This window comes from Bacillus sp. FSL W7-1085 (genome assembly GCF_038595035.1).
Taxonomy (GTDB): Bacteria; Bacillota; Bacilli; order Bacillales; family Bacillaceae; genus Bacillus; species Bacillus altitudinis.
In genome coordinates this window covers 1,880,887-1,895,031 of record NZ_CP152000.1, presented here as the reverse complement: position 1 = coordinate 1,895,031, position 14,145 = coordinate 1,880,887, and the positions used below count along the sequence as shown (strand labels likewise).

The window sequence follows — 14,145 nt, the reverse complement described above, 5'->3', positions numbered from 1 at the left end:
TTTTTCATGAAAGAAAAACTCGTATTAGTAGGGAATGGTATGGCTGGTATCCGAACGCTCGAAAACATTTTAAAAACAGACAATGAACGATTCGACATGACTGTATTTGGAACTGAGCCGTATCCTAACTATAATCGGATTCTTTTATCGAAAGTTCTCCAAGGGGATACAAAGACAGAGGATATTACGTTAAACGATTGGAATTGGTACAAGGAACATCATATTCAGCTGTTTACAAATGAGACCATTGTGAAGATCGATCCAGACAATCAAACCGTTATGAGTGATCAAGGACGGACCGTGCATTATGACCGTTTAATTTTAGCGACAGGGTCACTCCCGTTCATCCCGCCCATTCCAGGGAGCGATAAAAAAGGGGTAACAGCTTTTCGTACATTACAAGACACAGAGGAAATGGTCAAAGCATCTATGATGTACAAAAAAGCAGCCGTCATTGGAGGCGGGCTCCTTGGACTTGAAGCCGCGCGTGGTCTATTAAACTTAGGTATGGAAGTGACCGTCATTCACCTTGGCTCTCATTTAATGGACCGTCAGCTCGATCCGGTGGCAGGTCAGCTTCTGCAAGCAGCTTTAGAAAAACAAGGCATGAGCTTTTTATTAGGAAAACAGACAAATGAAATTTTAGGAGATACAAGAGTAGAAGGGCTAACATTTTCAGATGGTTCTACATTAGAGACAGATATGGTGGTCATGGCAGCAGGAATTAAACCGAATCACAAGCTTGCCGAAACGAGCGGCATTGAAGTGAACCGGGGGATTATCGTCAATGATTTCATGGAAACAAGTGTCCCGCGGATTTACGCAGTCGGAGAATGTGTTGAACATAGAGGACAAACGTACGGTCTTGTTGCGCCATTATACGATCAAGCAAACGTGCTTGCGAAGCATGTTTGTGATATGGCCCCGACGCCTTATGAAGGATCTGTACTATCGACACAGCTAAAAGTATCAGGGGTTGATGTATTTTCAGCTGGAGATTTTATAGAAAACGATGAGAAAAAAGCGATTAAAATTTTTGATGAACAGCAAGGTATTTATCAAAAACTAGTCTTCCAGCAAAACCGCTTAGTCGGCGCCGTCATGTTTGGAGAAACAAGCGATGGACCACGTTTATTCTCGTACATTAGAGAAGGTGTTGATATGTCAGATATGGAAAAAGGATCTGTCTTAACATCAAATGAGCTGGCGCAAGAAAACACGATTGAACAAATGGCAAACGACCATATCGTTTGCGGCTGTAATGGTGTCTCAAAAGGTCAAATAGTGGCAGCTATTCAAAAAGAAGGCCTAACGACCATACAAGAGGTCAAGCAATGTACAAGTGCTTCTAGATCATGCGGAGGCTGCCAACCTGTTGTGGAAGAGATTTTATGGCACACTTTAGGCGATGATGCAAACCGCACTGCGCAAAAAGAAACCATCTGCGCCTGCACCACCTTATCAAGAGATGAAGTGATTCATGAAATAAAAGAGAAAGGTTTGCAGCATGTCAAAGAAGTGATGAATGTACTTGACTGGGAAACAGAAGAAGGCTGTTCAAAGTGCCGGCCTGCACTGAATTACTATTTAGGGATGATGTATCCGCTTGACTACAAAGATGAAAAAAGCTCGCGATTTGTGAATGAACGAATGCATGCCAACATCCAAAACGATGGTACCTATTCGGTCGTTCCACGTATGTACGGAGGCGTGACAAATGCTAATGACCTGAGAAAAATAGCGGATGTCGTTGACAAATATGAGATACCGCTTGTGAAAATGACTGGAGGGCAGCGAATCGACCTTTTAGGTGTCAAAAAAGAAGATTTACCAAAAGTATGGGCCGATTTAAATATGCCGTCTGGTTATGCTTACGGAAAATCATTAAGAACTGTCAAAACATGTGTTGGAGAACAATTTTGCAGATTCGGAACGCAGGATTCCATTTCTCTTGGGATCGCACTTGAAAAGAAATTTGAAGGACTTGCCACACCGCACAAAGTCAAAATGGCCGTATCAGCCTGTCCAAGAAACTGTGCTGAATCTGGGATTAAAGATCTTGGCATCGTAGGTATCGATGGGGGATTTGAATTGTATGCTGGCGGGAATGGAGGGACACATTTACGAGCTGGAGACTTATTAATGAAAGTAAGTACAGCAGAAGAAGTAGAACAAATGGCCGCAGCCTACCTTCAATATTACAGAGAAACCGCAAATTATTTAGAGAGAACATCCGCTTGGGTTGAACGGCTTGGATTGAATCATATCCAAACGGTACTGCTAGATGACCAGAGGCGTGCAGCATTAATCGAAAGAATGGACATCGCACTTTCAACTTATGAAGAACCGTGGCAAGAGATTCGAGAGAACGAAACAGAAACAAGACAATTATTTCAAAAGGCAACTGCTTCCGTCTAAATCAATTGAAGGGATGAGATCAGATGACAGTTTCAATTGTAAAAGTTCATATTGGTACAATATCAGATTTCCCGTTGCAGCTAGGGAAAACAGTCGCAGCCGGTCCACTTGAATTAGCTGTTTTTCAAACCTCTAACAAGCAGTTCAAAGCCATTGAAAATCGCTGTCCTCATAAAGGCGGTGTACTAGCTGAAGGAATGGTGAGCGGAGATCATGTCTTCTGTCCAATGCATGATTGGAAAATCAATCTTTCATCAGGAAATGTTCAAGAACCAGATCATGGATGCGTGAAAACATATGAAGCATTGGTTGAGGGAGACGACGTCTTTATTTTACTGCCTTCATAAATGGTTTAGAACCTTCCTTTCCTGTACATGCTGTAAGTACATGCAGTGAGAAAGGAAGGTATATGTGTGCCATTTTTTAATATTTTGATTGAACTCTTTATCGGATTTTTCGCTTTATTTTCCATTACAAAGCTATTAGGGAAAACACAATTTGCACAAATCACGCCGTTTGATTTTATTTCTGCACTGATTTTAGGGGAGATGGTCGGTAACGCCATTTTTGATCCAGAAGTCAGCGTGCTACATATCCTTTTTGCAGTTGCAGTCTGGGGCGTTTTAATCTACACAGTTGAATGGCTTTCACAAAAATTCAAATCCATTCGCGCTTTTTTAGAGGGAAGACCCACTCTTGTGATTGATAAAGGAAAGATTCACTACAATCGATTAAAGAAAAATATGCTCGATTTAAATCAGTTGCAGACGCTGATTCGAGCGAAAGGGCATTTTGCTCTTAATGAAATTGAATTTGCCATTTTGGAAACGGATGGGTCTGTGAGTGTGCTTCCAAAAATGAAATATGCACCAGCTACAGCCGAAGATGTGAACGTGAAAGGAAAAGAAGTCACATTGCCTAGAACGTTTATTATCGACGGAGAGATTTTAAAAAAAGATTTAAAGGAAGCTGGATTTGATGAAGCGTGGCTGCGAGAGCAATTGAAAAAGCAGCACATATCCTCCTATAAAGACGTCCTATTTTGTGAATGGATTGAAAATGAAGGAATTTATGCGATGAAATATGAAAAAACATCCACAACCTAACACAGTGGATGTTTTTTTGTGTTTTTTTGTTTTATAACTGAATAGGATCAAAAAGAATACGTCAATGAAAACGTTCACAATATAAGGGGGAGATGTGTGATGAAGTATGGAAAACGACTGCTGATGATGGTATTGGCCTTACTGCTTTTTGACTCAGCTTATGCGCAAGCAGCTGGACACAACCATCAAACAAACCGCGTGCTTATTGTCGATCAAAAAGGAAATGGGACATTTCGAACGGTTCAATCTGCCATTGATGCGATACCAGTGAACAATCAACAGCAAACGACGATATATATTAAAAATGGTGTGTATAAAGAAAAGATTCTCCTTCCGCAAAATAAGCCGTATGTGTCCTTTATTGGAGAAAATCAGTATCAGACGATTCTGACGTATGATGATACAAATGCAAGCAGCGGGAGCACAACCAATAGCTCTAGTACAATGATTCGGGCAAATCATTTTTACGCAGAAAATATCACGTTTCAAAATACAGCTGGCCGAAACGCAGGGCAGGCGGTTGCCCTTTATGTATCCGGGGACCGGGCTGTGTTTAAACACGTACGTGTTCTCGGTTATCAAGATACACTTTATGCCACAGGCACAGGGAGACAATATTATGAAGATTGCTATATCGAGGGCACGGTTGACTTCATCTTTGGTTCAGCAACGGCTGTATTTAAAAGAGCTGAAATAAAAAGTCTTGGAAATGGGTATATTACAGCGGCATCCACAACAGAAGCGCAAAAGTATGGCTACGTTTTTATTGATTCCACATTAAATAAAGGAACGGCTGCGTCTCAATCTGTGTACTTAGGCCGTCCGTGGAGACCTCATTCGGCTGTCACGTTCCTCCAAACAAAAATGGATGAACATATTAAAGCTGAGGGATGGCATAACTGGGAGAACAAAGACAACGAAAGAACGGCTAGATATCAAGAATATGGATCAACGGGCGCAGGGAGTCATGTGGCAAACCGGGTGAAGTGGTCAACGATATTAACAAAAAACGAAGCAAGTCAAATCACCGTTCAAGCCGTACTTAGCGGAAACGATGGCTGGAATCCTGAAAAAAGGTAAAAGAGGCTTGTCAGTTTTCGTCAAAGAAAGCTGACTTTTCTGTTTAAAAAACCTTTGAGAACAAACGTTCTTTTGTGTATAATGAACATAATCTGCTAAATTTGGCTGCTTTTCTAAAAAGGAGGGATTGCGTGAAACGTTTCTCACAGGTCATGTTTTTACAACTATGTATTTTGTCGATGTTATTTCTCCCTTTTTCAGTGAAAGATGAACAACTAACGGCTCATGATGATCAATCAAAATGGATCACTTCTTTAGACGAATTCATTCGAACAGCACCTGATTTAGAGGGCGCAATTGCTGGCATCAGCGTACGCGATACTTCTGACACTTCTCTTCTTTATGAACATCAAGCGGACATCCGTCTGACTCCTGCTTCTAATATGAAATTACTCACATCTGCTATCGCACTCGATCTACTGGGTGAAACACACACTTTTCCAACAGACGTTTGGATAGATGGTTCAATTCACAAAAAAACATTGCACGGCAATCTTTATCTCCGAGGCACTGGAGACCCGACATTGTTAGAAAGCGATTTTGCCGCATTAGCCAAACAAGTCAAAAAGGCCGGAATACATACGATTCGTGGACAGCTTTTAGCTGATGATACTTGGTTTGATGACACAAGGTATTCCATCGATCTGCCTTGGAGTGATGAAGATCAATATTACGGCGCTCAAATATCTGCTCTTACTGCTTCACCGAATGAGGATTATGATGCAGGAACGATCATTCTCGAAGTCAAGCCGGGAAAGAAAGCAGGGCAGAAGGCCAGCTATGAGATGATCCCGAAGACTGACGTCGCTCAAGTTGTCAATCAAGTGAAAACTGTGCCAGAAGGCGGAAAGAAGAAAATATCTTTTAAACGCTCTCACGGTACAAACAAAATTACACTGACTGGGACGATTCCGCTAAAAGCATCCTCGTCTAAACAATGGGTCGCATTATGGGAACCGACAACGTATGCTTTAGACTTAATGAAACGAGCATTAAAGGCTGAGGGGATTCAGCTGAAAGGACCACTCCAAACAAAACAAGTTCCTAAAAAAGCGAAAAAAATCGCTTCCCATACATCAATGCCTTTATCCGATCTTCTTGTTCCGATGATGAAATTAAGCAACAATACACATGCAGAAATTCTGTTAAAAGAACTTGGGAAGCGGGTAAAGAACAAAGGGAGTTTTGACAAAGGGCTTGACGTGCTGAATGAACGTCTTCCTGCCTTTGGCATAGATTCATCCATGACTGTGTTAAGAGACGGATCAGGCATATCACCCATTAACCTTGTTTCTGCAAACCAGTTCACTTTATTTTTGACAAACATTCAAAAGGAAAAATGGTTTAACACCTATGTCCATGCACTTCCGTTAGCTGGGGCAAGTGAGCGTATGGTGGGAGGTACATTAAGAAATAGATTGAAAGAACCAGCTACACTAGAAAAAGTGCGTGCAAAAACAGGTACACTATCAACGGTCAGCACACTATCTGGATATATTGAAACGCAGAGTGGAAAAACGCTTGCTTTTTCCATCTTATTGAATCATCTCGTTGATGACGAAAAAGGAAAAGAGATAGAAGACCGCATTGTCAGCATGTTAGCTGAGGATCTTTAGACAGAGAAGGAGAACCATCATGACGTTAGATAATAATCAATCTTTAGTAAAAACCATGTCGATCTTTCTAATTCCACTTTTATTAAGTAATATTTTGCAATCAATTGGACAGCTTGTTTCCATTGTGCTTGTCGGTAGATGGATTGGAGAGGATGCAGTAGCTGCGATATCTGCATTCTTTCCACTTTTCTTTTTACTTGTTTCTTTTTCCATTGGGATTGGATCAGGGAGCTCGATCCTGATTGGACAAGCATACGGAGCAAAAAATGAGCAGAGGTTAAAGGAAATTATCGGTACAACGCTTTCGTTTACCTTTTTAATCGGACTTTCTTTAGCTGTCATTGGAGGTTTTTTTGCCACAGATATTTTACATCTGATGGGGACACCTGCAAATATTGTGGAGGAAAGTGCGGCATATGCCAGAATCCTATTCATCTCCATGCCCATCTTATTTCTTTATTTTGTCTATACAACTTTTTTACGAGGAACAGGAGATTCAAAAACACCATTTTATTTCTTAATGATTAGTACAGGAACCAATATTTTATTGCTGCCAATTTTATTATTCGGCTGGCTTGGTTTACCGGCATTTGGTTTATATGGTGCTGCGTATTCTTCTGTGATTTCTACAATCGTTACGTTTATCATTCTTCATATCTATCTTTATAAAACAAAGCACCCGCTGCGCATTGATGCGTCGGTTAGAAAGCATTTATTGATGAAAGGGGATTTATTAAAAACGCTATTAAAGTTAAGTATCCCTTCTAGTATTAATATGATTCTCATTTCTTTATCAGAAATTGCTGTCATTTCTTTTGTCAACGATTATGGATCACAGGCGACCGCAGCTTATGGCGTTGTCAATCAAGTCGTAAGTTATGTACAGATGCCTGCAGTGAGCCTTGGTATTGCAGTTTCTATCTTCGCCGCACAATTCATTGGCGCAGGAAACATGAATCGTTTGAAGGATGTCATTAAAATTGGGCTGGGGCTAAACTTTGCAATAGGCGGATGGATTATTATTTTCGTCTATATTTTCGCACCGCAAATTTTATCTATCTTTTTAACAGATCCTGCAACGATCGACATTGCATATAGTTTGGTCGTGATTACCCTATGGAGCTATCTCATTTTCGGAACAGCACAAATCGTTGCAGCCACAATGAGAGCAAGTGGCACAGTTCTATGGCCGACCATCTTTAGTATTTGTTCCATTTGGCTTGTTGAAGTACCAGTGGCTTATGTGCTATCACATCATACATCGCTTGGGATCAAAGGAATCTGGATAGGATATCCTGCAGCCTTTTTTGTAAACTTATTGCTCCAATACGGCTATTATCGACTGGTATGGAAGAAAAAGCAGATTGTTGCACTTGTCCAATCATAATGTGAGCCTATCATCTGGCATATATATACGAAGATCGATTACTTTGTAGGGGGTCTGATCTTCTATGTTTTTAAACCAAAGAAGTGAGCTCAGTTCGTATGATATCGGTGACTTCACTTATGCTGGACCAGATTTTCAAGTCTTGACGTGGGGAGAAGGAACAACGCTGAATGTAGGAAAGTTTTGTTCCATCGCAAACGAAGTAAAAGTTTTTCTTGGTGGTGAACACCGAACAGATTGGGTCACCACATATCCCTTCAATCAAATTTTCACAGATGCTGCCCACATTGAAGGACATCCACGATCAAAAGGGGATGTGTGTATAGGGCACGATGTTTGGATTGGATATGGAGCAACAATCATGTCAGGGGTACAGATAGGAAACGGGGCAGTCATTGGAGCAAATAGTCTGATTACAAAAGATGTGCCTCCATATGCGATTGTCGCAGGGAACCCACAGCGGCTCATGAAATATCGGTTTTCTTCTGATATCATTGAAAAACTTCAGTTGTTAGAATGGTGGAATTTAGAGTTTTCGATCATACAGTCTATTTTTCACCTTTTGCAATCTCCTGATATTGACCATTGTATAAACGTAATTGAAGATAGAAAAAAGAAAGGCTGACAGAGCCTTTCTTTTTTTAGCTTAGTTTCGCTTAGCTGAGTCTGATGATGGTAAGTGAGGCACCGGTTGCACCACCACCTATTAGAATGGCTGTTACAACCGCTCCGAAAAATTGTAATGAAATTGTATTTCCTGCTGTTAAATTGACAATAACTGTATTGCTCATAAAAGTTGTAGATACGGCAGACGACTGAATTGAACCTGGAATAGCAGTTGATCCATTCAACCATAGCCTTGTGCTCACTAAAAGTGCAGCAGTGGTATTTACTTGATATGTGATATAGTATTTACCTGTTTGCTGGACTGTGAATGTATCATTTAAACCATTCGGCGTAAATCCATTAATATTTTGATTACTTGGTAAAGCAATGTTCGTACCACCAGCAATAGTAATGATTGTAGGACCTGTTGTATTTCCAGCATAAAGTGCCGTATCAGTTGGACCGCTAGCTCCAGTTGGACCAGTGCTTCCGGTAGCTCCAGTTGGACCGGTGCTTCCAGTAGCTCCAGTTGGACCAGTGCTTCCAGTAGCTCCAGTTGGACCAGTGCTTCCAGTAGCTCCAGTTGGACCAGTGCTTCCAGTAGCTCCAGTTGGACCGGTGCTTCCAGTAGCTCCAGTTGGACCAGTGCTTCCGGTAGCTCCAGTTGGACCGGTGCTTCCGGTAGCTCCAGTGCTTCCAGTTAGTCCTGCTGCAGCTAGTAATGTGTAGTCTGAGGAAGTATCTGGTGTACCTGTTGGTGGTGCAGTGTTTACTACATACGTACTGCCATTAAAGGTCACTACTTGCCCTACTTGGTAAGAAGGGCTGACTACCGGATCAAACGCTTCAATTCCTGTTAATCCTGCACCGGTAGGTCCGGTATCTCCAGTTACACCAGTAGCACCGGTAGGACCCGTATCACCAGTAACTCCAGTTACACCAGTGGCACCGGTTGGACCAGTAGGACCAGTATCTCCAGTTACACCAGTGGCTCCAGTTGGCCCAGTATCTCCGGTGGCTCCAGTCGCACCAGTAGGTCCGGTATCTCCAGTTACACCAGTAGCTCCGGTAGGACCCGTATCACCAGTTACACCAGTCGCACCGGTTGGACCCGTATCACCGGTTGCACCAGTAGGTCCGGTATCTCCAGTTACACCAGTCGCACCGGTAGGTCCGGTATCACCAGTTACACCAGTCGCACCGGTAGGTCCGGTATCTCCAGTTACACCAGTCGCACCGGTATCACCAGTGGCTCCAGTTGGACCAGTCGCACCGGTATCTCCAGTGGCTCCAGTTGGACCAGTCGCACCGGTATCACCAGTGGCTCCAGTTGGACCAGTAGCACCGGTATCTCCAGTTACACCAGTTGCACCGGTTGCACCAGTAGGTCCGGTATCTCCAGTTGCACCAGTGGCTCCAGTAGGTCCGGTATCTCCAGTTACTCCAGTAGCACCAGTAGGTCCGGTATCTCCAGTTACACCAGTAGCTCCGGTAGGACCCGTATCACCAGTTACACCAGTCGCACCGGTTGGACCCGTATCACCGGTTGCACCAGTAGGTCCGGTATCTCCAGTTACACCAGTCGCACCGGTAGGTCCGGTATCACCAGTTACACCAGTCGCACCGGTAGGTCCGGTATCTCCAGTTACACCAGTCGCACCGGTATCACCAGTGGCTCCAGTTGGACCAGTCGCACCGGTATCACCAGTGGCTCCAGTTGGACCAGTCGCACCGGTATCACCAGTGGCTCCAGTTGGACCAGTCGCACCGGTATCTCCAGTTACACCAGTTGCACCGGTTGGACCAGTAGGTCCGGTATCTCCAGTTGCACCAGTGGCTCCAGTTGCACCGGTAGAACCCGTATCACCAGTTACACCAGTGGCTCCAGTAGGTCCGGTATCTCCAGTTACTCCAGTCGCACCGGTAGGACCCGTATCACCAGTTACACCAGTCGCACCGGTAGGTCCGGTATCACCAGTTACACCAGTCGCACCGGTTGGACCCGTATCACCAGTTACACCAGTCGCACCGGTAGGTCCGGTATCACCAGTTACACCAGTCGCACCGGTTGGACCCGTATCACCAGTTACACCAGTCGCACCGGTTGGACCCGTATCACCAGTTACACCAGTCGCACCGGTAGGTCCGGTATCACCAGTTACACCAGTAGCTCCGGTAGGTCCGGTATCTCCAGTTACACCAGTCGCACCGGTATCACCAGTGGCTCCAGTTGGACCAGTAGCACCGGTATCTCCAGTGGCTCCAGTTGGACCAGTAGCACCGGTATCTCCAGTGGCTCCAGTTGGACCAGTAGCACCGGTATCTCCAGTTACACCAGTTGCACCGGTTGGACCAGTAGGTCCGGTATCTCCAGTTGCACCAGTGGCTCCAGTTGCACCGGTAGAACCCGTATCACCAGTTACACCAGTGGCTCCAGTAGGTCCGGTATCTCCAGTTACTCCAGTAGCACCAGTAGGTCCGGTATCTCCAGTTACACCAGTAGCTCCGGTAGGACCCGTATCACCAGTTACTCCAGTCGCACCGGTTGGACCCGTATCACCAGTTACACCAGTCGCACCGGTAGGTCCGGTATCTCCAGTTACACCAGTCGCACCGGTAGGACCCGTATCACCAGTTACACCGGTTGGACCAGTAGGTCCGGTATCTCCAGTTGCACCAGTGGCTCCAGTAGGACCCGTATCACCAGTTACACCAGTCGCACCGGTAGGACCCGTATCACCGGTTGGACCAGTAGGTCCGGTATCTCCAGTTACTCCAGTCGCACCAGTAGGTCCGGTATCACCAGTTACACCAGTGGCTCCAGTAGCACCGGTATCACCAGTGGCTCCAGTTGGACCCGTATCACCAGTTACACCAGTCGCACCGGTAGGTCCGGTATCTCCAGTTACACCAGTAGGTCCGGTAGGTCCGGTATCTCCAGTTACTCCAGTCGCACCAGTAGCTCCGGTAGGACCCGTATCACCAGTTACTCCAGTCGCACCGGTTGGACCCGTATCACCAGTTACACCAGTCGCACCGGTAGGTCCGGTATCTCCAGTTACACCAGTCGCACCAGTAGGTCCGGTATCTCCAGTTACACCAGTCGCACCAGTAGGTCCGGTATCTCCAGTTACACCGGTTGGACCAGTAGGTCCGGTATCTCCAGTTACACCAGTCGCACCGGTAGGTCCGGTATCACCAGTTACACCAGTCGCACCGGTAGGTCCGGTATCTCCAGTTACACCAGTCGCACCGGTATCACCAGTGGCTCCAGTTGGACCAGTCGCACCGGTATCTCCAGTTACACCAGTTGCACCGGTTGGACCAGTAGGTCCGGTATCTCCAGTTGCACCAGTGGCTCCAGTCGGACCCGTATCACCAGTTACACCGGTAGAACCCGTATCTCCAGTTACTCCAGTTGATCCTGCTGCAGCCAGTAATGTGTAGTCTGGGGAAGTATCTGGTGTACCTGTCGGTGGTGCAGTATTTACTACATACGTACTGCCATTAAAGGTCACTACTTGCCCTACCGGGTAAGTAGGACTTACTACCGGATCAAACGCTTCAATTCCTGTTAATCCTGCACCGGTAGGTCCGGTATCACCAGTTACACCAGTCGCACCGGTTGGACCAGTCGGTCCGGTATCACCAGTATCACCGGTTGCACCAGTAGGTCCAGTATCTCCAGTTACACCAGTCGCACCAGTAGGTCCGGTATCTCCAGTAACACCAGTAGCTCCGGTAGGTCCAGTTGCACCAGTTGGACCTCTTTTTACAATCTTAGTATTTGTTTTTTTTCGTCCTTTTGCTTTAGCACAAGTGTTGTGATGTTTAACAACTTTTTTCTTTTTACATTCTCGTTTAAGAAGAGGGCAATCATCAAATAAAGGTCTATCGTGACGAGATTTTCTGTAATGAGGTTGCCAATCATGCTTTTTTCCGCAAAAGGGACATTTGTTATCGTACTGATTATACAAATTCCCCATCTCCTAAAAGTTAATATTTTATTCTATGTGGAAATTTAAAAAGCGGAATTCAGCTAAATGATATTTTTTAGTTCGAAGTTCATCGAATCAAATCATTTAAAAGTTAAATCGTTTTATGTTATGGTGTTGAAAGAATGAAACTAGTATGATTTTTGAAAGAAATGGGGCATCATGTATGAGTCAATCAGTTTTACAACGTGCAGCATATTCCGTGTTAAATTTATCCTCTGTAACAGAAGGTGGCACAATCAAAGAGTCATTTGAACATAGTATGGATTTAGCAAAAAAAGCTGAGAAGTGGGGCTACCATAGATATTGGCTTGCGGAGCATCATAATATGGAAGGGGTTGCGAGTTCAGCAACATCCGTCTTGATTGGACATATTGCTGGAGGGACTGAAAAGATCCGGGTTGGTTCTGGGGGGATTATGCTTCCAAACCATTCTTCACTCGTTATTGCAGAACAATTTGGAACACTGGAGACTTTGTATCCAGGGAGAATTGATTTAGGTCTTGGCAGGGCACCAGGAACAGATCAGTTAACGGCAAGGGCACTTAGACGTAATCTTCATAATGGGGAGGATTTCCCTGAGCAGCTTGAAGAACTTCGGCAATATTTCAAACCGACTGGTCAGGTCAAAAAACATGTAAGAGCCGTTCCGGGAGAAGGATTGGATATACCAATTTGGCTTCTTGGTTCAAGTGGTTTTAGTGCAAGGCTTGCAGGAGAACTGGGACTGCCATTTGCCTTTGCGGCACATTTCTCCCCTAAAAATACCATTCCTGCTTTAGAATTATACAGACAGGCATTTCAACCTTCAGATGTGTTAAAAGAACCTTATGCGATGGTTGGTGTGACGGTTTTTGCTGCTGATCAAACAGAGCGGGCTGAATATTTGGCGACGTCTCATTATCAGCGCTTCTTGAGCCTCATTCGCAATACACCAGGAAAACTCAAAGCCCCTGTTGAAAGTATGGATGGGCTATGGAGTCCATATGAGAAGGCGATGGTGGACGAACAATTAAGTTCGACGATGATCGGGGATAAACAAAAGGTGAAAAAAGAGTTAGAAGCCTTTATTGAGGCGACTCAAGCAGATGAAGTCATGATTAATTCTGATATGTTTGACCATCAAGAAAGAATGCGTTCTTATGAAATCATTGCAGAGATATTTCAAGAGGAACAAGAACAAGAAAAATAAGAATAAAAAAAGAACTGCCAAGAGCAGTTCTTTTTTATTTATGCTTTAGTAAACACGCGAAATGGTTGTCCAACTGGCAGTACTGTACGACCAAAATGTGTATTCAGCACAACAGCTGCAGAACCATAAAATGAAAGAAGAGAAATAATCAATTCTGCAATACCAGCCATCGTATGAGTCACATCGTACATCACACCAAACGAGCTTAGGGACAGGCCAATGAATAAGAAATCAATAAAGACGAAAATCAAAAACAATACTTTATGTGTTTCCATTGCACCGATCGTCATAAATAAGCTGAAAATCAAATAACCAATAAAAGCAAAACCTAGTTGTTTTGGGTCCGCAGCTCCCGCAAGCGTTTTCCCAAAAACGCCCGCTTGAATGAGCCAAGTGGTTCCAACGCCCATCCAAAAAAGACCGAATGCGCCGAAGGCAGTGGCTCCAAAAATATTATGATGCTTTGAATCTTGTATGGACGCAATCAGCTGCGCGATTCCTCCAAGGAAGATAGCCCAAGGTAAAATAAGGGATGTGCCATCTGTGATTCCTAGTTTTTGTGAAGACGCAACAAGCGTCACCATTGCTAAACCAAACAAACCAAGTGGTGTTGGGTCTGCGATTGATAATCGAATTGCTTGAACATTCTGTTTTTCCATAATGACCTCCTACAATTTGCACTTACAAAAGATACTCGAATTCGATAGAAACGTCAAGCTCTTTTTTAGTAGACACTTGCAACGTC

At 44.2% G+C, this 14,145-nt stretch carries 10 protein-coding genes; 8 read left to right on the top strand and 2 right to left on the bottom strand.

The features are described from left to right. Positions 1 to 6 precede the first annotated feature (6 nt). The 7 genes from nirB (at position 7) to MKY11_RS09580 (ending at position 8,232) form a co-directional block, all read left to right on the top strand. Entirely contained in the window at positions 7 to 2,418 is a 2,412-nt protein-coding gene (gene nirB / locus MKY11_RS09610; protein ID WP_342502098.1) for a nitrite reductase large subunit NirB, read from the top strand. Between the two features lie 23 nt (positions 2,419 to 2,441). Next, positions 2,442 to 2,765, top strand: a complete 324-nt coding sequence (gene nirD, locus MKY11_RS09605) for a nitrite reductase small subunit NirD (RefSeq protein WP_008346593.1) — start codon at positions 2,442 to 2,444, stop codon at positions 2,763 to 2,765. Positions 2,766 to 2,831: 66 nt separating this feature from the next. Then, the gene (locus MKY11_RS09600) at positions 2,832 to 3,524 is read left to right on the top strand and encodes a DUF421 domain-containing protein (protein ID WP_008346595.1); all 693 of its coding nucleotides are present in this window, start codon (positions 2,832 to 2,834) and stop codon (positions 3,522 to 3,524) included. Between the two features lie 99 nt (positions 3,525 to 3,623). Continuing rightward, the gene (locus tag MKY11_RS09595; protein ID WP_342502097.1) at positions 3,624 to 4,604 is read left to right on the top strand and encodes a pectinesterase family protein; all 981 of its coding nucleotides are present in this window, start codon (positions 3,624 to 3,626) and stop codon (positions 4,602 to 4,604) included. Positions 4,605 to 4,735: 131 nt separating this feature from the next. Continuing rightward, positions 4,736 to 6,220: a D-alanyl-D-alanine carboxypeptidase/D-alanyl-D-alanine-endopeptidase gene (gene dacB, locus MKY11_RS09590; RefSeq protein ID WP_342502096.1), complete on the top strand. Its 1,485-nt coding sequence runs from the start codon at positions 4,736 to 4,738 to the stop codon at positions 6,218 to 6,220. A 19-nt stretch (positions 6,221 to 6,239) separates the two neighbouring features. Then, positions 6,240 to 7,607 carry an MATE family efflux transporter gene (locus tag MKY11_RS09585; protein ID WP_342502095.1) on the top strand — a complete coding sequence of 456 codons (1,368 nt, stop codon included), beginning with the start codon at positions 6,240 to 6,242 and terminating at the stop codon, positions 7,605 to 7,607. A gap of 64 nt (positions 7,608 to 7,671) precedes the next feature. Then, positions 7,672 to 8,232: a CatB-related O-acetyltransferase gene (locus tag MKY11_RS09580; protein WP_135009143.1), complete on the top strand. Its 561-nt coding sequence runs from the start codon at positions 7,672 to 7,674 to the stop codon at positions 8,230 to 8,232. 31 nt (positions 8,233 to 8,263) lie between these two features. Here the strand turns inward: MKY11_RS09580 and MKY11_RS09575 are convergent, their stop codons facing one another. Continuing rightward, positions 8,264 to 12,190: a collagen-like protein gene (locus MKY11_RS09575; RefSeq protein WP_342502094.1), complete on the bottom strand. Its 3,927-nt coding sequence runs from the start codon at positions 12,188 to 12,190 to the stop codon at positions 8,264 to 8,266. 184 nt (positions 12,191 to 12,374) lie between these two features. Between MKY11_RS09575 and MKY11_RS09570 the strand changes: the two genes are divergently transcribed. After that, positions 12,375 to 13,400 carry an LLM class flavin-dependent oxidoreductase gene (locus MKY11_RS09570; RefSeq protein ID WP_342499074.1) on the top strand — a complete coding sequence of 342 codons (1,026 nt, stop codon included), beginning with the start codon at positions 12,375 to 12,377 and terminating at the stop codon, positions 13,398 to 13,400. A gap of 38 nt (positions 13,401 to 13,438) precedes the next feature. On the opposite strand, the gene MKY11_RS09565 is transcribed toward MKY11_RS09570, so the two are convergent. Then, positions 13,439 to 14,059: a GPR1/FUN34/YaaH family transporter gene (locus MKY11_RS09565; RefSeq protein WP_007499188.1), complete on the bottom strand. Its 621-nt coding sequence runs from the start codon at positions 14,057 to 14,059 to the stop codon at positions 13,439 to 13,441. Positions 14,060 to 14,145 lie beyond the last annotated feature (86 nt).